General features: G+C 43.7%; 31 protein-coding genes. 2 read left to right on the forward strand and 29 right to left on the reverse strand.

The window, feature by feature from the left end; all coding sequences use genetic code 11:
- The 22 genes from FJ709_RS11125 to FJ709_RS11225 form a co-directional block, all read right to left on the reverse strand.
- On the reverse strand, positions 1–3,474 hold the full coding sequence (locus FJ709_RS11125; RefSeq protein WP_226410130.1) for a tape measure protein: 3,474 nt from the start codon (positions 3,472–3,474) through the stop codon (positions 1–3).
- A gap of 79 nt (positions 3,475–3,553) precedes the next feature.
- Positions 3,554–4,333, reverse strand: a complete 780-nt coding sequence (locus tag FJ709_RS11130; RefSeq protein WP_226410131.1) for a phage antirepressor KilAC domain-containing protein — start codon at positions 4,331–4,333, stop codon at positions 3,554–3,556.
- 228 nt (positions 4,334–4,561) lie between these two features.
- A complete protein-coding gene (locus FJ709_RS11135) occupies positions 4,562–5,281 on the reverse strand; it encodes a phage tail tube protein (protein WP_226410132.1) in 720 nt (239 codons plus the stop codon).
- Positions 5,278–5,703 (reverse strand): hypothetical protein, encoded by a 426-nt coding sequence (locus FJ709_RS11140; RefSeq protein ID WP_226410133.1) that lies wholly within the window; start codon positions 5,701–5,703, stop codon positions 5,278–5,280. The genes FJ709_RS11135 and FJ709_RS11140 overlap by 4 nt, the downstream gene beginning before the upstream one ends.
- 24 nt (positions 5,704–5,727) lie before the next feature.
- Complete coding sequence (locus FJ709_RS11145; protein ID WP_226410134.1) at positions 5,728–6,279, reverse strand: hypothetical protein; 552 nt, start codon at positions 6,277–6,279, stop codon at positions 5,728–5,730.
- Between the two features lie 8 nt (positions 6,280–6,287).
- Positions 6,288–6,593, reverse strand: coding sequence for a hypothetical protein (locus tag FJ709_RS11150; protein ID WP_226410135.1), 306 nt, complete (start codon positions 6,591–6,593; stop codon positions 6,288–6,290).
- Positions 6,586–6,906, reverse strand: coding sequence for a DUF2190 family protein (locus FJ709_RS11155; protein ID WP_226410136.1), 321 nt, complete (start codon positions 6,904–6,906; stop codon positions 6,586–6,588). The genes FJ709_RS11150 and FJ709_RS11155 overlap by 8 nt, the downstream gene beginning before the upstream one ends.
- Positions 6,907–7,010: 104 nt before the next feature.
- Positions 7,011–9,089, reverse strand: a complete 2,079-nt coding sequence (locus FJ709_RS11160) for a ClpP-like prohead protease/major capsid protein fusion protein (RefSeq protein ID WP_226410137.1) — start codon at positions 9,087–9,089, stop codon at positions 7,011–7,013.
- Positions 9,010–10,569 (reverse strand): phage portal protein, encoded by a 1,560-nt coding sequence (locus FJ709_RS11165; protein WP_226410138.1) that lies wholly within the window; start codon positions 10,567–10,569, stop codon positions 9,010–9,012. Before FJ709_RS11165 ends, FJ709_RS11160 begins: the two co-directional genes overlap by 80 nt.
- An 8-nt stretch (positions 10,570–10,577) precedes the next feature.
- Positions 10,578–10,781, reverse strand: a complete 204-nt coding sequence (locus FJ709_RS11170) for a hypothetical protein (RefSeq protein WP_226410139.1) — start codon at positions 10,779–10,781, stop codon at positions 10,578–10,580.
- Positions 10,781–12,763, reverse strand: a complete 1,983-nt coding sequence (locus FJ709_RS11175) for a phage terminase large subunit family protein (RefSeq protein WP_226410140.1) — start codon at positions 12,761–12,763, stop codon at positions 10,781–10,783. The genes FJ709_RS11170 and FJ709_RS11175 overlap by 1 nt, the downstream gene beginning before the upstream one ends.
- Positions 12,738–13,283, reverse strand: a complete 546-nt coding sequence (locus FJ709_RS11180) for a terminase small subunit (protein ID WP_226410141.1) — start codon at positions 13,281–13,283, stop codon at positions 12,738–12,740. The genes FJ709_RS11175 and FJ709_RS11180 overlap by 26 nt, the downstream gene beginning before the upstream one ends.
- 3 nt (positions 13,284–13,286) lie before the next feature.
- Positions 13,287–13,592, reverse strand: a complete 306-nt coding sequence (locus tag FJ709_RS11185) for a phage holin family protein (protein WP_226410142.1) — start codon at positions 13,590–13,592, stop codon at positions 13,287–13,289.
- Positions 13,576–13,809 carry an Rz1-like lysis system protein LysC gene (gene lysC / locus FJ709_RS19725; protein ID WP_450103973.1) on the reverse strand — a complete coding sequence of 78 codons (234 nt, stop codon included), beginning with the start codon at positions 13,807–13,809 and terminating at the stop codon, positions 13,576–13,578. The genes FJ709_RS11185 and lysC overlap by 17 nt, the downstream gene beginning before the upstream one ends.
- Positions 13,703–14,167 carry a hypothetical protein gene (locus FJ709_RS11190; protein WP_226410143.1) on the reverse strand — a complete coding sequence of 155 codons (465 nt, stop codon included), beginning with the start codon at positions 14,165–14,167 and terminating at the stop codon, positions 13,703–13,705. Before FJ709_RS11190 ends, lysC begins: the two co-directional genes overlap by 107 nt.
- On the reverse strand, positions 14,167–14,634 hold the full coding sequence (locus tag FJ709_RS11195; RefSeq protein ID WP_226410144.1) for a lysozyme: 468 nt from the start codon (positions 14,632–14,634) through the stop codon (positions 14,167–14,169). Before FJ709_RS11195 ends, FJ709_RS11190 begins: the two co-directional genes overlap by 1 nt.
- A 435-nt stretch (positions 14,635–15,069) precedes the next feature.
- Positions 15,070–16,140: a hypothetical protein gene (locus FJ709_RS11200; protein ID WP_226410145.1), complete on the reverse strand. Its 1,071-nt coding sequence runs from the start codon at positions 16,138–16,140 to the stop codon at positions 15,070–15,072.
- Between the two features lie 69 nt (positions 16,141–16,209).
- Positions 16,210–16,620 carry an HI0074 family nucleotidyltransferase substrate-binding subunit gene (locus tag FJ709_RS11205; RefSeq protein ID WP_226410146.1) on the reverse strand — a complete coding sequence of 137 codons (411 nt, stop codon included), beginning with the start codon at positions 16,618–16,620 and terminating at the stop codon, positions 16,210–16,212.
- Entirely contained in the window at positions 16,592–16,927 is a 336-nt protein-coding gene (locus FJ709_RS11210; protein WP_226410147.1) for a nucleotidyltransferase domain-containing protein, read from the reverse strand. Before FJ709_RS11210 ends, FJ709_RS11205 begins: the two co-directional genes overlap by 29 nt.
- A 71-nt stretch (positions 16,928–16,998) precedes the next feature.
- Positions 16,999–17,640, reverse strand: a complete 642-nt coding sequence (locus FJ709_RS11215) for a hypothetical protein (RefSeq protein ID WP_226410148.1) — start codon at positions 17,638–17,640, stop codon at positions 16,999–17,001.
- Positions 17,641–17,945: 305 nt separating this feature from the next.
- On the reverse strand, positions 17,946–18,758 hold the full coding sequence (locus tag FJ709_RS11220; RefSeq protein ID WP_226410149.1) for a HEPN domain-containing protein: 813 nt from the start codon (positions 18,756–18,758) through the stop codon (positions 17,946–17,948).
- A 102-nt stretch (positions 18,759–18,860) separates the two neighbouring features.
- Positions 18,861–19,391 (reverse strand): hypothetical protein, encoded by a 531-nt coding sequence (locus tag FJ709_RS11225; protein WP_226410150.1) that lies wholly within the window; start codon positions 19,389–19,391, stop codon positions 18,861–18,863.
- Between the two features lie 600 nt (positions 19,392–19,991).
- On the opposite strand from FJ709_RS11225, the gene FJ709_RS11230 reads away from it, so the two are divergent.
- Positions 19,992–20,576 (forward strand): Rha family transcriptional regulator, encoded by a 585-nt coding sequence (locus FJ709_RS11230; protein ID WP_226410151.1) that lies wholly within the window; start codon positions 19,992–19,994, stop codon positions 20,574–20,576.
- Between the two features lie 304 nt (positions 20,577–20,880).
- Positions 20,881–21,213 (forward strand): hypothetical protein, encoded by a 333-nt coding sequence (locus FJ709_RS11235; protein WP_226410152.1) that lies wholly within the window; start codon positions 20,881–20,883, stop codon positions 21,211–21,213.
- A 399-nt stretch (positions 21,214–21,612) separates the two neighbouring features.
- On the opposite strand, the gene FJ709_RS11240 is transcribed toward FJ709_RS11235, so the two are convergent.
- The 7 genes from FJ709_RS11240 to FJ709_RS11270 all read right to left on the reverse strand — a co-directional run bounded on the left by FJ709_RS11240 (position 21,613) and on the right by FJ709_RS11270 (position 25,793).
- Positions 21,613–21,852 (reverse strand): hypothetical protein, encoded by a 240-nt coding sequence (locus FJ709_RS11240; RefSeq protein ID WP_226410153.1) that lies wholly within the window; start codon positions 21,850–21,852, stop codon positions 21,613–21,615.
- A gap of 403 nt (positions 21,853–22,255) precedes the next feature.
- Positions 22,256–22,624, reverse strand: a complete 369-nt coding sequence (locus FJ709_RS11245) for a hypothetical protein (protein WP_226410154.1) — start codon at positions 22,622–22,624, stop codon at positions 22,256–22,258.
- On the reverse strand, positions 22,624–22,842 hold the full coding sequence (locus FJ709_RS11250; protein ID WP_226410155.1) for a helix-turn-helix domain-containing protein: 219 nt from the start codon (positions 22,840–22,842) through the stop codon (positions 22,624–22,626). Before FJ709_RS11250 ends, FJ709_RS11245 begins: the two co-directional genes overlap by 1 nt.
- 54 nt (positions 22,843–22,896) lie before the next feature.
- Positions 22,897–24,156 carry a site-specific integrase gene (locus tag FJ709_RS11255; protein ID WP_226410156.1) on the reverse strand — a complete coding sequence of 420 codons (1,260 nt, stop codon included), beginning with the start codon at positions 24,154–24,156 and terminating at the stop codon, positions 22,897–22,899.
- Positions 24,156–24,386 carry a hypothetical protein gene (locus FJ709_RS11260; protein ID WP_226410157.1) on the reverse strand — a complete coding sequence of 77 codons (231 nt, stop codon included), beginning with the start codon at positions 24,384–24,386 and terminating at the stop codon, positions 24,156–24,158. Before FJ709_RS11260 ends, FJ709_RS11255 begins: the two co-directional genes overlap by 1 nt.
- A complete protein-coding gene (locus tag FJ709_RS11265) occupies positions 24,379–25,041 on the reverse strand; it encodes a replication protein P (RefSeq protein WP_226410158.1) in 663 nt (220 codons plus the stop codon). The genes FJ709_RS11260 and FJ709_RS11265 overlap by 8 nt, the downstream gene beginning before the upstream one ends.
- Positions 25,038–25,793, reverse strand: coding sequence for a helix-turn-helix domain-containing protein (locus FJ709_RS11270; protein ID WP_226410159.1), 756 nt, complete (start codon positions 25,791–25,793; stop codon positions 25,038–25,040). Before FJ709_RS11270 ends, FJ709_RS11265 begins: the two co-directional genes overlap by 4 nt.
- Positions 25,794–25,877: the final 84 nt, after the last annotated feature.

Raw genomic sequence — 25,877 nt, forward strand, 5'->3', positions numbered from 1 at the left:
CTAACCGCCAACCGACTGCAAACGCTTAATCTCAGCCACCAACTCATTCACTATGCTGCGCTTAGTTTGCGCATCAAAGGTGCGGTTACCCACTTGCAGTTGCAACACAACCGTGTCACTGCTACTTGGGGCAACAGTGGTTTGGCTAGATGATGTTTGGGGTGCAGGGGCTTGTACCGTTTTTTGGGGTGTGGTTTGTTGTTTGAGGTTTTGCGTATCAGTAATGGCGCGTTGTTTGTCAGATTCTTGCTGAGCTTTAATTTCAGCGGTGCGAAACGCATAAACCTTGCTTAAGGTTTTTTCAGCTTCACGTAACTGATTAATTAACGCCTGATCACCCGTTCGCTCGGCTTTAGTAAGTTGCGCCTTAATCTCTGTTAGCTCTTGCTGATAACGACGTTTTTCAATTTCGTCCTGACGGCCAAGGTAACCGTCTAATTCATCTTGCAAGGTATCAAGGGTTGACTGAGCACTATCACGCAGTGAATCCATGCTAGATTTAGCTGAATCAATGGCCGATTTCAGCACACCCAAGTCTTGATCATTCATCAAGTTCATTGAATTAGCCGCACGTTCTGCGCTTCTAATTAAGCCAATGTTGCCACCTTCGGCCGCATTAAGTGCATCAACCATTTTAAGCAGCTCAATGCGCTGGCCATAATAGGCCGCTTGCGCTTGCTTACCGGCTATTTCAGCTTTACGGGCAAAAGTGCTAATGCCAGTGAAGTCGATAGCAATGGCTAGCTGGTTTTGTAGCTCATTAATCTCACCCGTTAAGCTTCGGTAAGTTTCAATGGTTTTATCTAACTCACTACTTGAGTCAATTAACAGGGTTTGACCGTAAAGAATCGACTTAAAGTAAGCAACAGCACCTTTACTTAGCTCAGCTACTTCGGCGGTAACACCTCGTAAAAAGTCAGTAAAAAACTCAGCAACACCGGCCAATGAAGTCCCTGCTTGCTCGGCACTTTTAACCACAACCCCCATGGTGTTTTCCATGGTGGTACCAATGCCTTTGTTAGCATTAGCCACTCTCACTTCATTTTCTTCAGCATCATTGCCGACGTTACCTTGCACCTCCTTTAAACGTTGGTACTGACCAATAAGCTGGTCAATATTATCAACTAGACCTAAATTTGCGGCTTGCTGACGAATACTGGCATCAACTTGTTGGTCACCGGCTGCGGCAGCTTTAATGGCAGCCTCAGCGTATTTTAAAAATGCCTGGTTAAGTTCGTTAGTTGACGCAACACCATCGGCTGCACCTTGTTTTACTTGTTCATAAGTCGCTTTAGCCGCTGCAGCCTGCTCGCGTAAAATCGATATTGTGGTAATACCGGCTTTAGACATCGCCAACTCAAACGCTTTAATTTTGGCGGTTTGTTCGTCGGTAGCATCACCTTGATTTTGCTGGGCGTTCGCAACTTTATTAGCTGCATCAGCCTGCACTTTAGCGCTTTTAGTTGCAGCATCACCCGCAGCCTTGTAAGCACTAGAAGCTGATTGCTCAATCTCACCCGTTATCTGTTTCCATGCAGCGGCAGCATCTTTTCCATCTTGCTCAACTTGGTCAAAATAGGCTTTAGATACAGCTTTAATCGCGGCAGCTTGATTTTCAAAAGCTTTAGATAAATCATCACCCCCCAGGAAACCAATAACCTTAGCCCAGCCCTCAAGTAAGAATGCAAATAAACCAGTAAATACACCTCCAACAGTGGCAACCATTGAAGTAAATGTATTAGCAAGCAAACGAATAGATCCACTAATAACATTCAGTGCCCGAGCAAAGGCGGAAATGTTTTCGAGTGTGGCAGTAATGCTGGCGCCACCATCGCGAATCATGGTGGTAAAAAAGTCACTAATATCTTGCGCAGCCTGCTTGATTTGACCGCTATTATTGAGTTCATCAAACTTTTCATTTAACGATTGAATAAAATCAACCGCCACCTGGTACGCACCCGAGTCAGCAATAATGGTTTTAAACTCGGTCCACTTGTTCGACATTAAGTTAACTTGACCGCTTAAGCGTTCAAGGCTTTTAGACGCTTGGCCATTAGCCTGCTTGCCCATTTCGTCAAACAGCTGCTTGATAACATCGCGGCCCAACTCACCTGCTGCGCTCATTTTTTGCAACTGAGTCACGTTTTTACCGGTGACTTTTTCAAGCAAGTCCCACACGGGTACACCGCGTTCAACTAACTGTAATATCTCCTCACCTTGCAGCTTTTGCTTTGCCCACGCCTGGCCAACCGCTAAAATAATTCCCTCTAATTTTTCTTGGCTACCACCTAAGCGCGCGTTGTAATCCACCATTGACTGCAGTGATCCATTCATAGGATCTATGCCAAAGGTTTTTAATGAGGCAAAGGCTTTTTTAGCGGTATCTAAACGGGTAGCGGTATTATTAGCAAAGTCTTTTATCCAAGCAGTGGCCTGCTCACCACCGGCAATACTGCCCATCATGGCGCTCATTTGCACTCCAAAGGCTTTAGCTTCATCCCCTGCAGTCAGTATTGACTTCAAACTTTCCCAAAGCCTATCAACACCAATATAAGCACCCGCCATTGCAACCAATGAGGCTGTGGCACTTTTAACGCTGCCACCAAAGTCACCCGCTTGCTTTTGTGACTCATTTAATAACTTATTGTGGCGTTCAAGCTTAGTGTTAACCCCTTTTAACGCTGCTTCACCAGCTATTTGCTGCTGCTTTAGATCAGCACTGGCATCAGCCAGCTTATCCATGCTTATGCCAGCTTTGTTTAAGCTGGCGGTGTTTTGATCTAACTCGGTTTTATTTTTATTAAGGCTACGTTCAAGCTGATTTAGCTCAGTTCTAGCGGTTTTTACTTGTAGCGTATATTCGGCTTTATTTCGGCTAGCCGCATCTGTTGCGGTGCTAACCTCAAGCAGTTCGCGGCGCTGTGTATCTAATGCGGTAGCCAGCTCTGTGGCGGCATTTTTTGCGCTGGTTTGTTCAGTGGTTAATTGCTGTAAATCAGTTTTGGCGTTGGTTAATGCTGCGGCTTGCTCTTTGCTGGCAGTGGCACTTTGTTGCTGTTCGCTGCTGAGCTTTGCAACTTCAACCCGGGCTTGCTGCAACTCGGTTTCATATTTAACTAATGCCGCTTGTGCCTGGTTGTATTCTTGCTCAAGTTGATTAGTTGAACCCTCGGCCGCCTTTTGCGCCGCTTCAAGTTGCTTTAACTCTTTGGCAGCCACTTTTTGCTGAACAACTAACTTATCAAGCGCGACTGAATTATCTTTATAGGCTTTTTCGCCTTTAATAATCGAGTCCGTTAAGCCATCAATAGAATTAGCCGCGGCCTGTAAGTCTTCTAACTCTTTTAAACGGGCATTAAGTATTTCGCTTTCTGATGCTAATTCAGCTAAAGCCTTTTCAGACTTTTTAGCTTCGCTTGAAAATAAATCTTTGCCCTGAATGATCAGGTTAATGACTTGGTCTTTAAAGCTCATGGGCTTTCCTTATAACAAATTGCAGACATAAAAAAAGCCTGAGCAATTCAGGCTTTTAATCAATAATTTTGAGTACAAGTTAACCATTAAGCATACTCCCCGAAAGCTTGGCCAAGCCTTTCATTGTGATGCGTACTTGGGTAGACACTTTGCATAGGCCGCTGCTGTGTTCAACTTCGGTAACTTTATGCTCAACTAATGCTTGTTGTATTTTGTCTTGGTAACCTAACCAACTAGAACCTTGGCGACGGTAAATCCACTTTTTACATTGCAGCAATAAAAACAATTCTTTAGGGCGTACTTGTAATTGTTTAGCCGCATCGGTAATACACAAGCTGCCATCTGCTGTGGCAATACGGTCTAGCGCATCGGCTTTGGGCTGAGTGACTTTTAACAGGTCCTCAAGCCCAATCACCTTTTCAGAATACCCTAACAACAAACCGCGCATTACGGCTGGGTCGCGCAAGGCTTCCATTGGGTCAATATGGGGTTGGCGTTGATTAAGGCGGTCTCTCATCTCAAAAAACGCTTTCACTAAATTCTTTTTAAACGCCTTTACCACACCAATGTTACGCATAAAGCTGATCAACAATGTGGCTTGCTGCTCGTTAAGGATGGCAACTTCACGATTTTGACTGCCGCCAGCGGTGTCAAAGGGTAGCATTTCAAATGCGACCCTTCCAAACTCCTGTAAATCATCAAAATTTTTGCGAATTAATTGAATCACTGTTTTATGGGTATTACCCACACCCTCAGCAATGGCTAACGATGTAGTAACAGGCACGCCACTTTGGCAGGTTACAATATTAGCGGCTAATTCTAGTTGCATTTTTTTTGTACTATTTGCTATAATCTGCATGGTAAATCCTTTGGTTATTTACGATTTGTGTTAATGCTTAAGCCTCGACTGTATTCGCAGTTGGGGCTTTGTTTTATGTCCTTTCCTGTTATCCCTTTTTTATACTCCCCTTTAGGCAACATAAAGCCGTGAGCGATTTGTAGAGAGCCAAGCTCGATTACGTTAAGTTATTGATGATTAAAAAGCCCACAGCGGTTAACTGTGGGCTTGTTTAAATGTTGATACAGTTTACGCTGCACTTCGCACAAAGAACTTCGACTTACCAGTAGCAACAATGCTGCTATCGGCCAGTACGCCGCCTTCAATGTCGAACGAGCCGTAATCGTCACCAATCAAGTCTAGCCCTGAGGTGGGCGTAGGCTTCCACTTATAAAACTTAAGCACCCACGGCTTGCCGGTTGAATCGTTAATACCGTCAATAACCACACCAACTGTTTTGCCCGATTCCGTTAATGCCTGCAAAGCGTTACCCGCTTGGCTGGTGTAGCTCACGGTTAATGCCTGCCCCGCAGTAATGGTGCCAGCTGATAACGCGCGAATACCTGCGGCGCTCACCACATAATCTTCATCCAACGTGTAGGTAACATCGCCAGCTGTATTTTTAACAACAGCGGCAATTGAGGTATCAATCATTTTAGCGGTTTGTGCCAAGCCATCTAACATGGCAATAATGTCTTCGTCGCTTACTGGTACAGCGGTTAACACATCGATTTTACCGCGCATGGCCAAGGCTAAGTTTTCATTGTTAAAGTCGTAAAACGTGCCGCTTAGGTTAACCGCTTTAATTAAGGTCACTTCATCGGCATAACCACCGCCACCGCGATAATTAGGTAACGATTTTGTTTCTTGCTCAATAGCGAGTTTTACACCGCTAACGTTGCCACAGTCTCGGCCGTCGATATAAACAATCGCCGATCCAATGTAGCTTTCAACTACAGTTTCGCTCATAGTCTTTCTCCAAATTTAACGGTATGAACTAGGGTTAAGGTAATGACCGCTAGCGCATGTTTTTCATGGCTTTCGGGCATAATGTATTTACAGGGTTCGGCCTCTTTAAAGCTGATACACATTGGCAACCATGAGGGTTTTTCCAAATTGCGTTCATCTTTAAAAAAGGCGCTGCGAATGTCTCGCACCAGGTTAATTAAATCGGTGGTGGGGTTGGTGGTTTTGGTGACATTGATACCGGCTATCACTTGCAATGCCAGATCGTCACGGTATTTATCTATGCCGTTTTTGGCGCTGAACAAGTCAGTGTGAGGCTGCAAAAATATAAACTTTTGCTCTTTGGCTGCCCCTTGTGCATAAAAGCCTTCGCGCACCTCTGCACCGTCAACCAGCTGTAAGCGGTTTAAAATGGTTTGAATCATGGGTACCTCAAAAACAGAATTGAACTACTTAGCGTATTGGCCATATTTTTTACGCAGATGAGCAATAATCGGAGGCGCTAACGCCTCACGCATAAAGCCAAAACTGCTTGCCACTGAAGGGCCATATAACGCTTTTTGTCCTTTAAGGTCACGCCAGGCGTTATCACCCTTTTTGCGACTAAACATCAATTGATTACCATTGCGGCCAAGCACCATAAATGCACCACTAAACCACACAGGCTGATGGCGAATAACGTTAATGCTAAACCCCGCAGCTACCCTTGCGGCTCGCTTACCCACCTTAAAACGTGGGCTAGCAAATCGCGTTAACGAGCTCGGTCGCATTCTTGCGTTTATTGATGCCCTAAGGGTTTTAGGATTAATGCTGACACTGAAATACTGATCAACATACGACTTAGACTTAAAGCCGTATTTGTTAAATATTTCATTTGCGGCTAACGCATTACCAAACTTGGCGGCATCGTCAATGGCTTTAGCAATAGCAGGGGCTTGTGCGACGCGCATGCGTTTTAGTTCAGCCGTTACCGCATCAAACCCTGTTGCCACTAATGCCATTTTTATTCCTAATAACTCACAAACACAAAGCTAACGCTAATATCATCTGAGCCATTGTGTTGCGTCAGTCGATATTGATGACCGTTCAGCTCAAACAAATCATCACATTGCACCTTGCCTTCGCTGAGCAAAAACTCGGCAATGTTCACTGGTTCTAGCACGTATTCGTTACTGCGATCTTTTTCGGTTGGCGGCAGATTGACACTACGGCTATAAGCCGCTTGGCCGGCGCTAGGGATAAACTGGCACGGTTGCGCCAGTTTAGTGAACGCACGCGCAAGCTTGGCGGCTATGCGTTCGTTAACGCTAGGCATTCACTTTTACCCAAACGCTATCACTTGGGTTGGCCGCATCGGCCCACGCTTTACCCGCTAAGGTATTGCCTGATGCAACGCTAGTGATCATGCCATCAGCCTTGATATAAACCTGCCCGCCCTGAGTAATGTCGTCAGCAGTCACTTTTGGCAACTCAAACACGCCCTCTGTTGCACCTACGCCCGCGTCACCAATGGCAACACTACCCAGCGACACAGCAACCAATTTACCTAATAACACAGGTTCACCACTGGCAACGGTGGCCGTGGCGATAAAGTCGATGGTATTACCATCTGCTACACAATTTTTCATAAAGGTTTGTCCCAATTACGTTAAAAATTAGCCATTAAAAAGGCCGCTACTTTTGTTAAGTCGCGGCCTTTTATATTGTGGAATGTACGAGGTTTTCAGCTAGGTTACACACCCGTTGATTTAACCAAACCACGGTGATCAAGCGGTGATACACCTGCATCAATACGCACTTTGGTTGCAACACCATCAACGGTAAAACCTTGTTGCTGCTCAATGTATGGCGTGTCGATACCATCAAGGTAAGCCACTTCAATCGTGTCTTCACCCTGCGCAGCAGTTAAGTACCACTCTTTGTCACTTTTCGCTTTTAAGCGAGGTTCAGACAACACCTCAACAAAGTCGCGAATTGGGTTAGCAATACCTGAGTTTGCATCAGTACCTTTAACCGACGTTGACTGAATAATTTGCAACACCGCACGCTTAAGATTTGGTGGTACCAACGCAAATGCAGGCATGATGTTTAACGGTGACTCGCCAATCATTTGCGATTCCATTAACTCAGCGGCAATGCTGAACGCTTCAACGCTTGGCGCGCCCGATGATAAGTTGCCATGCTCAGCATGGAATAAGGCTTTACCGTCATTCATTTTGGCGTTTTTGGTTAACACAGCCCAAAACAAGTCACCAATAGTGCGCTTAGCGGCTTTACCCATTTTCATCGGTACGCCCATTAACATGTCCATGTCATCGTTAATAACTGTCTGACGAGTTAACGTAAAAATACCGCCGTAGGTTGCTAAGGCAATTTTTTCAGCGTGGTCGCCAACAGTGATGTACTTGTATTCAGCACCGTCTTTCACTTCTGGTAAGCTTGTAAACTCACCCATGCCAACACGATGCGCCACTTTAAAGTCACTTAACTGACCTTTTTTAGCGATACGTTCAAAGGTTTCAGCCGCTTCAGCCCACCCTTTTAACACTGACTTATTGGCCACATCTAACATGATGTTACCGAAATCAGACGAGGTATGAGTAAAGGCTAAACCCACCATTTGCATCACGTTCATACCCGCACAACCAATGCCGCGATCGGCTAATGATGCACGGGCAAGTTCACGTAAGTTATAACTGCCATAGCCATTGTCTTTTTGTGCCGCTTCATGGCCAGCGCGTGCCATTAGTTGCGCACGAATTGAATCACCCACAATGTTACCGTTGCTGGCATGAATAATGACACTTTTAGGCTGCACGGCGCATGGCGTAATGCCTTCGCCAAGCTTAGCCAAAATCATATCTTTGGCTTTGTCAGCATCGATATTCGCATCAGCAATACAGCTGTTTTTAAGTTCAGCCAATTGCGGAAAAGTCGCAAACGCGGTGTTAATACCGCTAATACGCTCAGTGTTAAATACCATAGCCGCCGCTTGAATATCTGCTTGCGACGGTGCTGCGGGTGCTGGTACTAAAGCGGCTGGGGCTGGGGCTGGGGTAATAGTGGCTGCTGGCGCAGGTGTGTTTAAGGTGGTAGCACCGATATTGCCCTGTTGTGCTAGCAGGGTTTGTAATGCTTTAGGCATATTATTAAAGTCCTTCAGTCGTTTAAAATTAATTGATGCAGCCATTTGCATCGGTTCTATCACTTCATCTGCTAACCCAAGAGCAACAGCCTCTTGTGCTGACAACCAAGTATCTTCTTTGAAAAACTGTCCTAGCTGTTCATCACTTAACTTGCCACCGGCTTTATCTTTATAAGCCTTGCCCATACTTAAGCGCCACTTATCAAGCAAGTCTGCGTATTCACGTAAATCATCAGCGGTACCAACTGCACCGCCCCAATTACTGTGGATCATCAAAAAGGCATTAGACGGCATAATCACGGTATCGAATGCCATACAAATCACACTGGCCATTGATGCGGCTACCGACTCAATACAAATCGACTTTTGGCAAGGCCAACGCGCGAGGATGTTATAAATAGCCATGCCATCCATCACATCGCCGCCACCCGATTGAATGTAAGCGTTAATCTGCGACACTTTGCCCATAGCGCGTAGGTCAGTGGCGATTTGTTTGGCGGTAAAATCCCAGCCAACATCGCCATATAAAATCAATTCGACCACGCCATTGGCAGCACCTTTCATGCTGTAGATACCGCGTTTTTCTTTACTCTCGGTCAAGCTCGCTGATGCGCTTGGCATTAGCATCATGGCGGCCACGGCTAGACTTATTTGGGTCTTTTTCACTTGGGTTTTCTCCGTTTTGTGGCTCAGGGTCGTTACCCGTAACCATGTCGTTTTCACGGTTAAACTTCAGCTCACGTTGACGTTGGCGTTTAACTTCGCTTGGGTTACGGCCACGGGCTCGCGCCCAGTCAGCCTCGGTGGCAGCATTACCGGCTATCATCATTTCCCAACCTTGGGACTCTTTGCGGGGGTCAATCCATGGCATGGTAGGGCCGTAATAAACGGCATCAAACAAGCTGCGCATGTCTAAGTCTGGCGGTAGCACTAATCGGTCTTGCTTGTTCATTAACTCCATTTGCAACCAGTTACGAAACGCTGGCCGCGCCCAACCGGCACAAAACCATTGCTGCATAATGCGGTTAGACTCATCTTGCTCAACCAGCTCTTGGCGCTGGCTTGAGTAACTGCCTTGATAATCACGGGCAATGCTTGAGTAACTGCCACGAGTCCCCGCAGCACAGGCTTTTAACTGACCATTACGAAAATCAACCAAATGCACATTAGGGCGATTTGACTCAATCATGCCCACGTCTTCACCCGGTGCCAGGTCGTCGAACGTCATGCCTGGTGCAATGTTAATTTCACGGCTTAGGCTTTCGCCTTGGTCTGGCGTAAACATACTGGCGTCACCGCGTTTAATGTAAAACGCTAACGCGGCAGCAATACGGGCGGCTACACGTTCAGACTCTTCATAGTCTTTAATGTCGCCAAGGCGAGTTAAAATGCCATGAAAAATACTAATACCGCGCAGCTGGTGCAGGCGCTTAAACAGGCCAAGGTGCAGCATGTTACTGGCGGGTACGCTTTTAGTCTTAAAGCGAAAACCAATTTGGTCAGACGGGTGATCAAGCAACACATGGTAATTCACCACCTGCCCCCAACCGTTTACCTCTAACCCCTGGCGAACGCGCGTGGATACATCATTAAGTTCAAACGGAATGTAATCAGGCTCTAACGCCTCAATACTGTATTGGGTGCCTTGTGGGTTTGGGTGACCAAACTTAGCCGTTTTACCGCGCACTTGCTGGCCAAACACTTCACCATCACGCAATGCGGTACGTAACACTAAACGCTCAAACTCGGGGCGAGTGTAGCGCCCTGTTACATCGGGTTTTAATGACCACGCAGCAAATCGGCGCTGAATATCATTGGCTAACTCATCCAGTATTTCACCACTCATACTGCGCGGCTGTGGCTCAACCACAATGCCTTGCGCACCAATTACCCGCTCTTCCATACGGTCTAAAATGCCAATACTCAGGTCGTGGTTTTCGTCTAACCACCTTGCTTGCTCACGTAAACTTTTACCTGCGGCAAACACCGCTTGGTTGGCACCGCGCCCTTCTTTATTGGCTTTATGGGTTCGGCTTGGGCTGGCAGCTTCATAACCTTTAAGGTTGCGATAACTCATTGCGGCCGCCTGTCGCTTTAACGCCCAGCCAGGGGACAAATACGATAGTGCATCGTTAATAATGCTCATATTGATTCCTAGTTAAATCGGGCAAGTGTGGTGCCCCGTGGGCGGGTAAACATGCTTAGGGTGCGCTGCCATTCAATGCGGCCTTTACGAATTTGTTCTAGGTCTTCACTGGTCATCAGCTTGCCATTAACGCTAACGGTTTTACCCGCCAGCACCTCTTTTTCAGCGTCGATATACAGCGCCACCATGTCTGTCGCTTGTTGCTTTGACATTACAGCCAGCCTCCTGATTTAGCCGAGCCACCATTTAACCAGTCATTAGCTGGGGCTTTTTTCGGTTTTTGGGGTTTTTGGGGTTCATCGGTTAATGATGGGTTGTCGTCTTTATTTGTTATCACTTTACTGAGCGCATCGAGATTAATGCCAAAGCGTTCAATAGCGATATACAGCGCAGCCAAGGCATACACAAAACAATCTAGCGCTTCGTTACGCCTGCCGCCTGCGTCCCAGCGATAAACAATGCGACCGTCACGGCGTGTCGGCAATTTTCGTTCAGACGTTAACTGTTGCAGTTCGGTGTCATCACAAATGCTGTCGTTTAGTGGCAAATGAATCGCGCCAGGTGTGCGCGTATCAACACTGGGTTGAGTACGCATCATGGCCATGATCAACTCTTTGGCGTTGTCAGTACCCACCTCGGTTAAGTACACGCCTTTGTTAGTCCGCTTACGGGGGAAGTTAGCAATCGGCTTGCCGTACATGTTGGCGCCTCTAATCGGCACCACACGGAACAAGCCCAGCTTTTTACTCATTGAGTAAACCGTATCAGTGTAATGGCCGCCCGAATCCCAACACGTTGTGCCAATGTTAAGCACTATGCCGTCGTTACGGGGGTAACTTTGGTTTAAGCGCAGCGCCACTTTATCCAGCAGCACTTGGCTTGCTGGGTCACCGTACAAAATAAATCTGTCAATTAAGGCGCTTTCTTTACCCGCGCCCCAACCCCAAACGCGGCCTTCGTATCGGTCGTCTTGGGTGTCCACACCCGCGGTTAAATACACCACCCAATCGGGCATGTTGCCGTTGGGGTACATTTCACGCCTGCGGCCTAAGTCTTCCCATTCAATACGTTCGCCGTTGTCGTTGTCCCACGGCTGGCCAAGCTTGGTGTTAACAAAGGTTTGTAGCTTTTCTTTATCGCCTTTAGCTTTGTAAAATTCGGTAACTAACTTGGCCCAGCTGTTAAGCGTGTTATAAGCTGACCAGATATAAATAGAGATGTTTTCAGGCGTTAAAAAGTCGTCGCCGTCTTTATCAAAAAACGAAATAAAATCGGTTGTTGTCACCCCTGTTTTGTCGCATATCCATACCGCATTGGGGTGTTCTTCCATGTCGTGCAGTTGATTGTTTTCAATGCAGCAACCGCAGAGTTCGCAAACGTAATACGCTGTTTTTGGGTCGCTACCTTGCCATTTAATACCAAAGGGTTCAGTTTTGCCGCCCCACTTTAAATGCTGCAATTCATCGCAATGTGGGCATGGCAAATTAAATCTAAATTGGTACTGGCTTTCGCTACAGGCCTTTTCAATTTGGCAGGTACCTAATGTTTTAGGCGTTGAACCCCGTATCGATTTAGGAAACATCGACAATTCAACACGGGTGTCACCTAACGATGTGGCGTTACCTTCATGTTCAATTGACTCGTCAAAACCGGCTAACTCATCGTAAATTACGTCATCAACCGAGTGTTCACGATAGTTGGCCGCAGCAGTACCACCCCGCACCAATAATGTTTTTCCGTTGGTAAAAATTTTATCTTCTAAAGTGTTATCTTTATGCTTTTTACCAATCCACGGCGCTAACACTTTCCAAATCGGCATGTCACGAATTGCCGTTTCAACGTGCTTTTTCATAAACTTTTTAGCGATGCCATCAGTAGGCTGGTATATCAACACGTTACGTTTTTTATGTTCTATCTTGTAGCCCGCGTTGGCCATCAGCATTTTGGTGTAACCCACACGCGCCGACTTCATAATATTCAGCGTGGTAATTTGGTCGTTACCCATGGCATTCAATATGCCGATTTGAAACGGTAGGCTTTCCCATTTACCTTCGGTGTATGACGACTCAGACGACATATAAAAATGGGTGTCGGCGTATTCACTGCAGGTCAACATAGGTGGGCGGTAAAACGATTTAAGGCCAGCAGCGACAGCAGCTTTCAAATTTTTAATCTGTGCTGCTGATATATTCATCTAATAAATCCTCAATGCCGTTGGCCAGCTGCGCGGCGGTGTTTTGGCTTTTAATCACTTCAGCGCGAATAGCGTCTACGGTGCGTTCTGGCATATCGGGGAATTTACGTTTTACCCGAATGTGTATTTGGTCCAGCACCGGCGATATTTGTGCAGCAATGCGACTAAGCACAAATGAGCAAAACCTCACTTCAACCACTTCTTTGCCGTCTTTTTCGTTTTTAAGCTCTTGACCGAAGGCTTGCGCTTTGATTAAGCGGTAACGCTCAAACTCGATATTGGGTTTTTCATCTTCATCATCTTGCGGTTTGGCTGATTTTCCGAGCAGGTGTTTTTTACGCTCATTAGCCACCCGATTACCCACCACATCGCTCATGGTGTATAAACACTCACGGCCTTTTTTGCTGTGTATTGGCACATCCCATTTATCGAACGCTTGGGTACTAATACCCAAACTTTTGCACAGGTCGGTTTTATTCAGTAGCACTGGCTCGGCGTCGGGTGTTTGAATACGTGCCATTAGCTAGTCCTTGTGAATATCGTCTAACACATGGCTACATCGCTCTTGTTCAATATGCTGTAGCTGTTTAAGCAACACTTGCTCTTGCAGCGCTTGTATTCGGGCGTCACGCTCACTTTTTAATGTCGCACGCTGGCGCTGGCGGTCTTTATAAAACCAGTTAATAAACGCGGTAAACACAGCACACAACACGCCGACTAACACCCCAATATCCATATCGTTCACATAACTGCCAGCTGCGGTAAAAAACGAGGCAAGGTAAGACAATAACGAGGTGAGTTTTGCGCTAAGGTCAGTCGTTATGCTCATATTGTTGCCGCCATTGTTGTAGGCGCTGCATGTTTGCATTACACATTGCTAGCGCATTAGTTTGGGTAAGTGAGTGTTTAAGTAAATCAATATTGGTACTACCCACAAAATCAGCGTTGCGGCACAGCACCAACCAATCTGGCGGCGGTAACACATAAACCGTTTTGGTCTGCGTCACCACTTTTACAATCGGCTGGCTTGAGCAGCTGCAAAGCATCAATAGGCAACACAGCATTAGCCCAATCTTTTGTCGGTTCATCGGGTGAGTCCTTAATCAGATTGGCTTTAACTATTTTGTTTTCATGTGTGGCTTGTAAATCAACAACCTGTTTTCTATGCCTGGCATTCAGTTCGGTCATTACGCGGTAATCACGTTCAAGCGTGTTAATGCGTTCGGCTTGGTTATCGTTACTGCTTAATAGCGCATCAACACTCACTTGCGATTGCAGTAAGTCATGGCTTAACGCTTTATTAGTGGCGTTAAGTGAGTTAATACCCAACGCGGTAATGCCCAACAGCGTAGCCATAATCAGCACAATGCATAACAGCACTGTGGTTTTAAAGTCGTTAAACATTACAAGTCCCTCAAACAATAACGCCGCTCATTTGAGCGGCGTTTAACTAAGCCAGGTAACTTTTTCTTTTTGGCATAAACCCACCTTAGCAACTCGTTACATGCGCCAACGCGATCACCCGCCCACAACTTTTTACGCAGCGTAGAAGCCCCAAAAGCCTCGGCCCCAATGTTGTAAATAAAACTCAGGTAAGCAATATGTTCACCCTCGCTTAATGGCGGGGTCAACTTTACAAGTTCACGGTCAAAGCTTTTAAGGCTAGTAGCCAGCATGTCTAAACACTGCTGGTTAGTGAACACCATGCCAAGCTTTATGTTGTGGCCTGTTTGGCCAAAGCAAGCCGTTTCTATACCCGCTGGGTCAACATAGGTGTGTAATACTTCACCTTCACCCGTGGCAACTAACACACCGCCAGTAAGCAAAACGCCAGATAACCCCAGCGCCAAAAGCCTAGTTTTAATATTCATGCAGCACCTGGTAAATATGAGCAAAAAAAAGGGCTCCAATACAGGAGCCCAACGGCGATGATCTAACAAGAGAGGAAGCAAAGCCAGTTACGCAGTGGTATCAAGCTTATATAAACTATAGCGGTTTTCAGGGGTAAAAATACGCCATATATGGCGTGTTTTACGCCACATATGGCGTTGGTAAAATTGGATTTATGTGATATGTAAAACCGATAATTTCTAGGTTTGATTTAAAAGTTATCGGTTAAGTGATTTGCTGCAAATAGAAATGGTGCACAAGCTATCGGCAAAATCATTGATGGACAAAAAGGTTAACCACGAGCCTTCAGCACTCTGAAATCACATTATGTTAACTATAGTGAAAGAAATTGACGTTTGGTTAAAGGGCGATCTTAGCCCGTCCCAGTGAGCGAAGCGGACGGTTTGAACCAATTGTTATGAGCCTTTCACACTTTTAATTAAGTTACCTATCTGCTCAAGACCATCAAAGGTGCTAGGTAATTTTTCAGGGTCTGAAAGAATTCCGCTGAAAATTATGTTCTCAAATTTTTCCAGTGCTCCAGAATCTTGCTTCTTAATTTCCACAGAGTATCCGGCGTAGCTTTGAATAAATTGGCAAAGCGTCTGTCTTAGTTCAAGTTGCATGATTTGAGCTTTCACGGACCTATAATTGGCTAGGATTATTCTGAAAAAATAGATCAAAATAAGCTCAACGGAGATTAGTGGAATTAGAATGATTAAGTGATTGGCTGAGAAGGATTGACCACCGTATATTTCGCGCGCAGCAAATATAATTTCAAATATCAGAGGGGAGACAATGACTATGCCCATGAAAATTAATGACCAGAAGAGCCAGAAGGATTCATTGGTTTTTTTGATGGCTAGATCGGAAAAGCCTTTGTACAGGCCGACAAAATTAAAACCGATTTTGTATTCGTCGAGTTTGTCTTTCAATGCCTCTGTGGTTATTTTCTTTTGTTCTATTTCTTCGTCCCACTGAGCTTTAAGTTTTTCGGCTTCTACTTTTCTCTGCTCAAAATTCTTGAAAACACCAATATTTGCATCGTTAATAAAATCTTTTGCGATGTTGGCGGGCATTATGTATGAGGCGTAAATCATTTGCGATTTAACATCGTCATCCATTTCAGCTATGTCATCCTGCATTTTGGTTTTTATGGACCGCAATTCCATACCAAGCTCTTGGCCTGCGCCAACTAAAAAATCAAATTCGCAAACAAACCTATAACTCATTGAGTAAATGTGATCAATATCTACTCCTTTCTGGGGGTCAAAATTCATTAACCACTTGAGGAATTGGTCGCCAATGTGCTTGATGTTAAAGGTGCAACGTTCATCCCACCCTTCAGGTGATTTATAAATATAATTAATTATATCTCTAGCTAAAGAGAGGCGAACTGCTCTTACCTCATTATCAATATGAGCCGCGCCGGATTTGCGTAGAAACTCAGCCAGTATTTGAGCGTTATCTTTATTTCCGAAAAACATTAATACTCCACTTTGCGACTAGCTCATAACGCCGCCGTAGGCGGTATCATGAATGGGTTTGTTAGGTGATTAGTTTAGTAGGCTCTCGTATCTATTTTCTAAAAACTCAAGGAGTTCTTTAATCGGCTTAAAAAGAACTTTAATCTCATCGTAGTACTCCTCAATAAAGTCATCATCTAAATATTCATGAGACGATTTATTACGGTGATCTAATAAATCTTGCCAAACTATCTCTTCGTTTAGCCAACCTATTGCAAAACCTTCAACCATACTTTCCCGTGGACTATTTGGATGAATCCCCTCATATTTCAAACCACGTTTAAGCGTCTTCCATACCAATTCTACGACTGTCTCGAAACGTTGAATTGTCCCTTCAACAACAAGTTCACGATCTTTGGGGATTTGAAGTGCTTGTTCTAACTTGTCAACCGCCTTACGAAAATTACCAAGGCTATCCAATAGCTTTCTTGGGTTGCTCATATATGACTTCTCCATCGTTATAAATTCGTTGTTGCAAGCAGTCTGGGTTACTTAAAAAGTTAACAATCGATATTCTGAACACAACCCTAACATCATGAATTGCTCTTGCGCGCAACATGACCCAATCAGCTTTAGTAAAAGATGAGGCGACTACGGCTAAATCGATATCTGAATATTTGTCATAATCACCGCAAGCTCTAGAACCAAATATAATTAGCTTTTCTACTGAACTTCTTTGACTCAGTTCATCTAGAAATTCGATAGCTTCTACAGGAAGAGGGCTGATTTGATTTAAATTTATTCGCAAGTGACCTCCTTCACCTAACGCCGCATTAAGCGGACTAAAATTGTTGGTTATAATGTGTAGCGAAGTGGAATCTAACTAACTGTTTTAGTTCCGTTTAAATGCCTTTTTATGCGTTTCTCTCGTGACTTCACATACCCCCAAATCAATGAATCTAAAATTTTCTCATTAGAAAAATTCTTAGGAGTGAATTTGGTTCTAAATTTAACAATTGAATCAGTTATTGCACTCGAAGAGTTAACTTGTTTCTGTTCATAAATGAGGTAATCGACTAAAGCTATTGAGTCCTTTTTTTTCTCATCATAACTAGAACTACTAGTTTTAGGAATGAAGTAAAAGTTACAAACTTTTGAATCATAAATAGGAAAAATACCATCGATCATATGCATGAGCTTTGTTATAAATGAAAATTGAAATGATGACTTTTTACTCTCTAGATCTGTAGTAACTCCATCAAAGTAACTACAAACTTCAGCAAAAGATAATATAGCATTATTTTTATTATTCTCTAAAAACTCAAAATATTTTTTATTGAATTCTGAGACAGGAGAAATGAATCTCATAACCCAAAATTTACGATACCTTTTTTGATATTCAATATCTTCAGCAACATTTATCGAATAGAGACCATCCAAAAGGTAATCATATTCTTTAACATGATCTTGCCCAATTTCTTCAAGAACACTTTCGATTTCATTATTGATAGATTGATACATTAGGAAATACCTTAGAAACATAACAGCTTACTGAACGGCTAGACCGATAAAGCCGACAGTTTCAGTTACTGATTAATATCATCCTACATTTTCTATGTCTTTTCTTTGAAGTAAAGCAACTTTATGACTCTTACACTCAAATATAACATTTTGATTGTGCATTAAAAGTGTCAACGTCAAATGTAAAAAGTAATCGTGGGTGGCCATGTTAAACTTCAACGTCAAATGTAAAAATAATCGTGGCTGACCATGTTTCGTTTCTTGTCCTTTTAAGTGACTTGATAGGCTTTTTATGGCATGGCAATTTACATTGGTTTACTTTCATTAAACACACGTACCATTTTTGAAACAAACAAACTTGAAATGTTCATTATGTGTTCTGCAGTCTCCTTTGTAGTTTCCCCTTCATGCATTGCTTTATTTCTTGTCTTTCTTATCAAATGAAGTAACTCAATTTCCTTTAATGACAGAATATTCGTATCTCCGGCTAGTTGAACGAGCTCCATAAAAGTATGATGATTGGAAAAAGGAACATGCGCATAGTTTAAAGCCCTTCGCAATAACGCCTCTACAACGCGTGCTGATTCATTTACAGCCATATCATAAATACCAACCGAAAACGCTTTTTCAGCCCTAGCTAGTAACTCTAAATCTTCATCTTTCTCTTTTGCTATTTCTTCTTCATTAAATTTATTCTTAATGGTTTGAGATAAGAGTTTAATGAGTTTCTTGCCAAAAAAACCTGAAAGAAACGCCGCAGTAACAGATAAAACGCTAGGGGGTATCTGCGTTAATAGACTACCAATTAAAGATGCTGTTGCTGTCAATGCCCAAAAAAGTAGGAAAATTGGTGGAGTTGCTAAGGCTATCGAATAACAAATATTACTAAGTGTATCGAATAACTTCAAATGTTTAGATGAAGCAAATTGCAATGAAATGAAGTAAACAGCTAAACCCAAGCAAGCGGTCAAGAAAAAGTATGCGTGTTTGATCGTAAGATTGAGTGCAAAAAATTCAAACCCTAAATCCCCAGATACATCTACAAGAGGTTTGATTGCAAATACTGCAGCCAAAAGCCCAACTGTAAAACCAACTTTTGTTTTGAAAAAATCATCCATTTGTGCGGAAAATCTCCTAGAAGCCTAACGCCTAAATAACAGGTTAAAATACTGAGCTAAAATACTGAGCTAAAATGGCGCGGAGCGAACAGCGCGCTGTTTTTAGTCATTGCTGATTTTCTTGTTAGGCAATTTTTCACCTGCTTGTTTTTCAATTGATTCAATAACCTTTTCTAGTTGCGTGCCTCTTGACGGTTCATATGGAATTGATGAAGCCGCTAACACGGCCATTTTATAGTCACCCTTTTGAATGGCAAAATTAGATACTTTTTCTAAAGCCGAACCTCTAGATGGATCATATGGAATTTGGGATGCGGCGATTAACATAAGTTCCGTTTGAGAAGGTTCTTTACTTATTTCATATGGAATTGTGTATTGAACAACTTCATTACGAGTAGACGATGAGCCAATATTTGATGTTATTGCTGTAAAAGCCCAAATAAAAGCAGGCATCGCCAACATAAATGCAAACATACCAACAAAGTCTAAAAGACCTGCAACTGCTTCCGACACGGGACTGGTTTCAGTTTTACCATCAGAGGAGCTCTCGGCAGGTTTAAAAGTTGCAGCCTTATACAAACCAACAAGGGCTGTAGCTAAAATGATTAATTGAATTACTAATTCTGTGCTCATACTTTTGAATTGCCTAATAGCGTGAATCAGATAAACATTCACAGAATGCCAATCAAAATCCAGCGTCCATATAACTTTGATTACCAATAATTTCAGCAACTTATCAGATTTCACATTTCTAATCAATCACTCTTTAGTCTAGGCGAAAGCGGAAGTCTACATAACCGCTTAATATTCCCTTATTTTTTCTAAGTCTTTAAAACGCAAACGCTTTGCTTTAGGTAGCAAATAGCCGTGTGATCAAAGGTTCTCGATGACACCATGATAGCTTTATAAAATGGCTGAAGGGTTATCGATAACTCAGTTAAATGATAACTCATCAGTAAAATTGACAAATGCACCTGAGTGGGGCGATACTGTTTAGGCATTGGCAAAATCCAATGCCGGGATTCGAACCCCGCAGTTTCACAGGCGCAATTGTCGCCAGCCTAGTGCTGGTTTTTTATTGCGTGACTCGGCGCATCACTACTATGATGGGCTGGGTGAGGCAACCTTCGGGTTGGCCGTTCCTGTGACGGTAGTTCGAACCTTGCTCAGCTCATCACCCAATGATTCGAACCGTTAGGTGATGATTACTCTCGAACACAGGAGTGTCACCCAATGAATTTACAACAGTCTAAAAACTACCCTGCACAATTGGTCTTTATTAACGGCCAACAAACCATTACCAATTCACTGATCGTCGCCGATTATTTTGGCAAACAACATAAAGATGTATTACGCAAAATTGACCGTATTCTAGTCGATGCCCCAAGTGAATTTACGTCAGCGCATTTTTGCGCTAACGTGCAAAATCAACAGGTTGGCACCAGTCAACGTGATTTAAAGTGTTACCACCTGACCAAAGACGGTTTCATGTTTTTAGTGATGGGCTTTACCGGTGCCAAAGCTGCCGAACTTAAGATCAACTTCATTAATGCTTTTAACGAAGCCCAAAAGCGACTTAGCCGCACGACACACCCGTTTGAGCGTCAGCGCATGATGTTTACATGGGAAGGCGGCAAAATAGTCAGCTCGCAACCGATAAATGATGACCAGTTTGTCACCAGCCGCGATAAATTAGTGCAGTACATGCGCGAACCCCGCTTTTTATCTCTTGAGCAATTGCTAGAAATCAGTGAAGCCGCAAACCAACAAATTGCGACACTAGCAAGACTGGCAGAGAAACAAGCCCGTTTACGATAAAAAACCGCAGTTAAACGCCCATAAAAATGGCTACATCAAGTAGCCATTTTTGTTTGTAGGTAATCAGCGTGTGTGGTTATGTTTTGGTACCAACGCCCTGTTAACAGGCAAAAACAGTTGGTTAAAATTAGCGACGAAGGTGCGCAAGCCTACTGTTTCTGTCCTTGTTTTATTTGTTAGGCTTTTTAATTTAATAGCCTGATCTTTTGCTTATAGTATTAAATATATATTTAAAACACAAATTGACATCGAACAATGAAATGAATACCATGTATACAAATCAATACATCAAGAGTATATATAAATGCCACCTAAACATCCTGTACCTGCTTTATTTGATCATTTTGGCATGCCTGCGATCAAACCTTCAGATGAGTTTACAATAGTTTATAAAGGCGGAATGCTACAAGCCTCTGTTAAGCGTAAATCGGGTAAAGTAGAAACTATAACCCAAACAGTTGGTGGAAAAGGATTTAGCCAAATGTCAAAATTTGATCCTGATGACATGAGTGAAGTTGAACGCAATAAATTAATCAAAAAAATGTATAACAATGGGAGAGGTGAAAGCCAATCTGCATTAGGACAAAAATTTGGTTTAAGGCAACCTCAGGTATCTCGAATAGTAAATAAGGAGTGATTAAAACCTAACTGCTTACTGAACGCCTCGACCGATAAAGCCGCCCGCTTAAGTTATTGATTAATAGCATCCTACATTTTCTATGTCTTTGAAGTAAAGCAATTTAATGACTCTTACACTCAAATATAAAACGTAAATGGCACGTTAAAAGTGTCAACGTCAAATGTAAAAAACAAAACTAACAATATCAATACATTAGAGTAAGACGTTACAGCTACCAAAAGTTAGCTTAGTATTTTTTGCTTGGCCTTTAAAACGCATACGCTGTGCTTTAGGCAGCAGAAAACCACCGTTAAACGCCCATAAAAATGGCTACATCAAGTAGCCATTCTTTTCTTCGTAGCCAATAATCGCGGGTGACAATGAGTTAGCAAGGAATACATCTGTATTTTTAGTAAGTTATCGCCTTACTGATTTAAATGCAGTGTGCACGATTTTGACTAATACTTTTTCTTGTTCAAAAGAAATGGGAACGGAACGATCGTAATCCCAACAGAAACCATTGTCCTTGGTAAAAACGTTTACCGCTAACTTTTGGGGTAAGTCGTCGGCTCTTTTCAACTCATTTTGAATTATCTCTTCGATGATCGACATTTCAGAGGTGGATTCAATACAATACAATTCTGTGGCGTTACTCATAGTCATCCTTAACTAGTGAACTAGTGAACTAGTGTTACATCAATTTAACCAGTGCATTAAAAGTAGCATCAAACTGAAGTTATAGGCACAAATTTTTAGGCGATCAAAAGTTGTGGTTTAAGACGATCAAAAGTTGAGTGGAATTGCGCACTATCATATGTAGGGTAAAACACAATTAATTCATTAACTTAATAGGTTTATTTTTTAGGTAAAATTGAATAGCAGAGATCAAGCCCATAAAACAACAACGCAACCCCCTAAATTTTTCATAAATAGTGAAGCACTGCGCTTATCCACCACCGCAGTGCACCGAGCCAGAAGGACCCATTTATTTTTTAACCTCAAATGATAACAGCTCGCATTTGAGGTGAGTCAACCCAACACCTTGAATTATCAACATATCTCACTCCACTATTTCAATCTCTGCCCTTCTCAACCAGTACACATAAGACTTCTTACTATCGAATCCCATCAAGGCCCACTGCCCTTTGCAGACATAGTGCGCTCTAATGGCCCGTATGCATTGCGGTGCTAACTGCTCAATCATCATATCGAACTGCCTTACTTCACGCGGGGGCGTTATCTCGACCACTGCCGAACTGCCGTAAACAATCACCTCGCCTAACTTGTCGCACTGGCTTCGGCTTGCGAACCCTTGTCCATATTCTTGATGGGCCCAATAGTTACCCCAGCGTGTTAATCCATGACGTAACGCTTTCATGTTCAGCGTTACTTGTTGATGCTGCAGCTGCTGCACATTAATCTTCGCCATTATTCTTCACCACTAATAAGCGCACTTATTTCATCTATCCCTAACTTAAACACCTGGGCGCATATTGCCGAAACATCATCAAATGGCACTCTCACATCACCCCGTTCCCAACGCTGATAAGTCCGCTCGCTTACCCCATAAATCTCGGCCACTTCGGTCTGGGTTAGCCCGCGAATATTCCTGCCCGTTTTCAAAAAATCAAACCCGCGTAATGCCATTTCGCCCCCAAAAACCTCTAATTGCATATTCTACTAACAATGATGCAGTGATCATCACAGCCAGCCACTTGCAGTCAGGGTTTGACCGTTCCCAACTTCCACTGACGATCTAGGCAATATCTCGGGCGCAACAGAAGAAAATCCACGATAAATTAAATATTGATGGTATTGGTCTAACGCTTGGCTCATGCCCTTATCTAGGGTTGATTTAACATACTTACGCAGCAGCACAGGCAAGGCATGATTAAGCAATCGTTCACCAATCATCGTATCGACACCTAAGTCAGCAACAATGGTCCTAAACAAACGGCGTAAATCATGGCTAGTGAAATGCTTAAACCTAATCTGGGTATGCCAATCATGAGCAGAACGAATTGAAATAGCGCCAACACTGCCAGGGAACAAATACGCCCTTTTGCCAACATGCTTCAACTGCCAACGCTTATAATGCTCAATAAGTGCCTTAGCTGAATCGGTCATAGGCACTCGATGCTCTTGGTTATTCTTGGCATTGCTGGCAGGTATCACCCAATAATCACCCGCAAAGTGCTCCCATCTAGCTAATCGAGTCTCGTTAATGCGAGTACCAAACATCATCATCAACACAAACAACATCTGCACCGGCATCACCACTGCACCTAAACGAGTAAACAATTTAGCTAAATCAGACTCAAACAACCGAGTATCAACCACATCACCCACCTTAATTGAATACGTCACCCGATAACCGGCTAGCGGATTAGCATTAATCAATCGCAGCTTTGACGCCACAGCAAACACCGCTTTTAACTTATTCACTGCCTCACGAATGTACTTAGGCGAAAACCCCTCAACCAACATAGGCTTAACCAAATAGCCGTCAATCGTCATAAAACTCACATTCGCTAAACGAACATCAGCCAACCTCGGCAACAAATGACACTTGATCATCGACTTAATATTACTGCGCCAACTTTTGCTGTAGGTAGTGTTATTGGCAATGTGTTCCTGGTACCACTCAAGCAAACTGCCGACCGAATCAAACTGCCCCGTCACCATGCCGCCCACATTACGTTTAGCCAACATCACCGGTAAGTCAGCACACAAGGTTTTAATACACATGCTTGGCCAGGTGCCCACCTTTTGCCAAACCGTTTTACCGTTTTCATTCAACACCAAATGAACACTCGCCCGCGTTCGGCCAGTTGCTGCACGTAAACGAATTTCAGGAAATTGAGGATCACGATAATCACGTATAACACCACCGCTTAACCAACGTTTTAACGCCGCATCGTTTAACTTGCCCACCTCAACCCCTTTCGCAGCCTTCACCATCAAGCCACCAACCTGTATTCCCAGGCATGGCACCTATCACGGCGGCGCTTTTGCTTAACCGAATGAGGTAAATCACGCCATCTAGCACTCAATGCCGTTTCGCTATCGTGCACACCAAACTGGTCAAAACACTGCTGCTGGATCTCATACAGCGTTAAAAAACGGCCTGCACTCAACACACGACACAAACGCTCTTTTTGGGTTAACGGTTTTTTAACTGGGTTATTCATCGTTAGCACTCCTTAAACCAAGTTGACGTCTAAAACTTGCAACAAAGGCCTTGCCCTCAGCAGGTTCAATGCGCCGTGTCGCACGGGTCGATAACGCCTTAGGCAACTCAACGTCAACCAACTCACCTTTGCCGTACTTACGACACATAATCTGGTACTGGCGGGTAAACATGATCAACACATCTTTTTCAATGCCCGTCGCAAACAACCACGAGCCACACTCACGCACCGCCAACCTAACAACATCATGGCTCCACTTGTGTTTCATCGGGCTGTGATAATGTTTTTTAGCCTCACGAAACGCCGAATCCAAATCAGGCAAACCAAAATCACAAGCTGTAGGCATACACCACAACGCAAACTGGCGTGGCGTTGGCCAAAACTGGCGGTCACCCTGCTCACGTCTAGCCCTGTTCAACCCCATTTGCACTTGTTCTTTGGTTCTAACTCCCTGCAAAGCCAACGTTTTAAGCCACTCACTTTTGTGGGCTGCTTCATCCTCAACCTTTGGCGCGCCAACCGGAAACAACACACGAAGTTTATTAAACACACTGTCAACAATCGCCATATCCATAGCCGATGGCTGCTTGTTAGCGCGGCCAGCGTTTGGCATTCCCACCTGAGTTGAATTAATCACTGACTGAATCGATTTCATATCAAGGGATCCTCAGGGTCAAAAACAGCGTGTGACCAATCAGCCTTAACCGCTTGCCTAGCAACCAAGCCAGCGTTAACCAACCAATCAAATTCAAAACCAATCCAGCAACGTGACACGCACAACTCAAAAACCGCATCAACCGAACAACCCGCCTCAACCGCTTTCACCAAATGCGGTGCCAGGCGATTTATCGCAGTTTGGGTTAACTTGGCTTTTTTCTGCTTACGCACGGCTAACCAATCTTTAAAAACTTGTTTGCCTGGCAAAGCTGGCCAACTTGAAAAATCAAAAGGTGATTTTTTTGATGTGGTGACTAAATCTTTTAAAGATTCATTGACTGGTTCTAAAGTGACTGGTTCTGGGTGCAGGAGATTCACTAGGGGTAGTGCAGCAGATTCACTAGGTAGTGCAGCAGATTCACTAGGGGGTAGTGCGACAGATTCACTAGGTAGTGCAGCAGATTCACCACCTAAACCTGTGTTTTCATCAAAATCCAGATGAAAAACATTAGACGAATTACCCTTAACACCCTTGCGATATTCACGACGTAAAAAGCCCGACTTTTCGAGTTTTTTCACATGGTCCATCACGCTACGACGGCTCATTTCACACTGCTCAGCAATGTAATTATAACTAGGCCAACACTCGCCTTGGTCGTTTGCATTATCAGCCAGTTTAAGTAACACCAACTTGCGCAGCGGATTACCCACTTTCGCCTTCATGGCCTTAACCATTAATTCCATACTCATGCGGGGCACTCCCACACAAACAACTCAGCAAACGCTAAATTGACGAAACACAAATGCTTGAGTAACATATTATTGCCTCTCTTT

This window comes from Shewanella glacialimarina (assembly GCF_020511155.1).
In the GTDB taxonomy this organism is placed as follows: domain Bacteria; phylum Pseudomonadota; class Gammaproteobacteria; order Enterobacterales; family Shewanellaceae; genus Shewanella; species Shewanella glacialimarina.

What these genes read in the sequence shown, in the direction of transcription:
- FJ709_RS11255 (WP_226410156.1), bottom strand. Translation starts at nt 24,156, where the DNA reads ATGGTGAAGGCTGCGAAAGGGGTTGAGGTGGGCAAGTTAAACGATGCG.
- lysC (WP_450103973.1), bottom strand. Translation starts at nt 13,809, where the DNA reads ATGCTTTGCAGCTGCTCAAGCCAGCCGATTGTAAAAGTGGTGACGCAG.
- FJ709_RS11260 (WP_226410157.1), bottom strand. Translation starts at nt 24,386, where the DNA reads ATGAATAACCCAGTTAAAAAACCGTTAACCCAAAAAGAGCGTTTGTGT.
- FJ709_RS11270 (WP_226410159.1), bottom strand. Translation starts at nt 25,793, where the DNA reads ATGAGTATGGAATTAATGGTTAAGGCCATGAAGGCGAAAGTGGGTAAT.
- FJ709_RS11205 (WP_226410146.1), bottom strand. Translation starts at nt 16,620, where the DNA reads ATGAGCAACCCAAGAAAGCTATTGGATAGCCTTGGTAATTTTCGTAAG.
- FJ709_RS11235 (WP_226410152.1), top strand. Translation starts at nt 20,881, where the DNA reads ATGCCACCTAAACATCCTGTACCTGCTTTATTTGATCATTTTGGCATG.
- FJ709_RS11195 (WP_226410144.1), bottom strand. Translation starts at nt 14,634, where the DNA reads ATGAATATTAAAACTAGGCTTTTGGCGCTGGGGTTATCTGGCGTTTTG.
- FJ709_RS11135 (WP_226410132.1), bottom strand. Translation starts at nt 5,281, where the DNA reads ATGAGCGAAACTGTAGTTGAAAGCTACATTGGATCGGCGATTGTTTAT.
- FJ709_RS11180 (WP_226410141.1), bottom strand. Translation starts at nt 13,283, where the DNA reads ATGGCACGTATTCAAACACCCGACGCCGAGCCAGTGCTACTGAATAAA.
- FJ709_RS11165 (WP_226410138.1), bottom strand. Translation starts at nt 10,569, where the DNA reads ATGAGCATTATTAACGATGCACTATCGTATTTGTCCCCTGGCTGGGCG.
- FJ709_RS11150 (WP_226410135.1), bottom strand. Translation starts at nt 6,593, where the DNA reads ATGCCTAGCGTTAACGAACGCATAGCCGCCAAGCTTGCGCGTGCGTTC.
- FJ709_RS11145 (WP_226410134.1), bottom strand. Translation starts at nt 6,279, where the DNA reads ATGGCATTAGTGGCAACAGGGTTTGATGCGGTAACGGCTGAACTAAAA.
- FJ709_RS11265 (WP_226410158.1), bottom strand. Translation starts at nt 25,041, where the DNA reads ATGAAATCGATTCAGTCAGTGATTAATTCAACTCAGGTGGGAATGCCA.
- FJ709_RS11190 (WP_226410143.1), bottom strand. Translation starts at nt 14,167, where the DNA reads ATGTTTAACGACTTTAAAACCACAGTGCTGTTATGCATTGTGCTGATT.
- FJ709_RS11215 (WP_226410148.1), bottom strand. Translation starts at nt 17,640, where the DNA reads ATGTATCAATCTATCAATAATGAAATCGAAAGTGTTCTTGAAGAAATT.
- FJ709_RS11220 (WP_226410149.1), bottom strand. Translation starts at nt 18,758, where the DNA reads ATGGATGATTTTTTCAAAACAAAAGTTGGTTTTACAGTTGGGCTTTTG.
- FJ709_RS11170 (WP_226410139.1), bottom strand. Translation starts at nt 10,781, where the DNA reads ATGTCAAAGCAACAAGCGACAGACATGGTGGCGCTGTATATCGACGCT.
- FJ709_RS11250 (WP_226410155.1), bottom strand. Translation starts at nt 22,842, where the DNA reads ATGGCATTACGCGGGTTTGATTTTTTGAAAACGGGCAGGAATATTCGC.
- FJ709_RS11240 (WP_226410153.1), bottom strand. Translation starts at nt 21,852, where the DNA reads ATGAGTAACGCCACAGAATTGTATTGTATTGAATCCACCTCTGAAATG.
- FJ709_RS11225 (WP_226410150.1), bottom strand. Translation starts at nt 19,391, where the DNA reads ATGAGCACAGAATTAGTAATTCAATTAATCATTTTAGCTACAGCCCTT.
- FJ709_RS11175 (WP_226410140.1), bottom strand. Translation starts at nt 12,763, where the DNA reads ATGAATATATCAGCAGCACAGATTAAAAATTTGAAAGCTGCTGTCGCT.
- FJ709_RS11245 (WP_226410154.1), bottom strand. Translation starts at nt 22,624, where the DNA reads ATGGCGAAGATTAATGTGCAGCAGCTGCAGCATCAACAAGTAACGCTG.
- FJ709_RS11130 (WP_226410131.1), bottom strand. Translation starts at nt 4,333, where the DNA reads ATGCAGATTATAGCAAATAGTACAAAAAAAATGCAACTAGAATTAGCC.
- FJ709_RS11155 (WP_226410136.1), bottom strand. Translation starts at nt 6,906, where the DNA reads ATGAAAAATTGTGTAGCAGATGGTAATACCATCGACTTTATCGCCACG.
- FJ709_RS11230 (WP_226410151.1), top strand. Translation starts at nt 19,992, where the DNA reads ATGAATTTACAACAGTCTAAAAACTACCCTGCACAATTGGTCTTTATT.
- FJ709_RS11185 (WP_226410142.1), bottom strand. Translation starts at nt 13,592, where the DNA reads ATGAGCATAACGACTGACCTTAGCGCAAAACTCACCTCGTTATTGTCT.
- FJ709_RS11125 (WP_226410130.1), bottom strand. Translation starts at nt 3,474, where the DNA reads ATGAGCTTTAAAGACCAAGTCATTAACCTGATCATTCAGGGCAAAGAT.
- FJ709_RS11140 (WP_226410133.1), bottom strand. Translation starts at nt 5,703, where the DNA reads ATGATTCAAACCATTTTAAACCGCTTACAGCTGGTTGACGGTGCAGAG.
- FJ709_RS11200 (WP_226410145.1), bottom strand. Translation starts at nt 16,140, where the DNA reads ATGTTTTTCGGAAATAAAGATAACGCTCAAATACTGGCTGAGTTTCTA.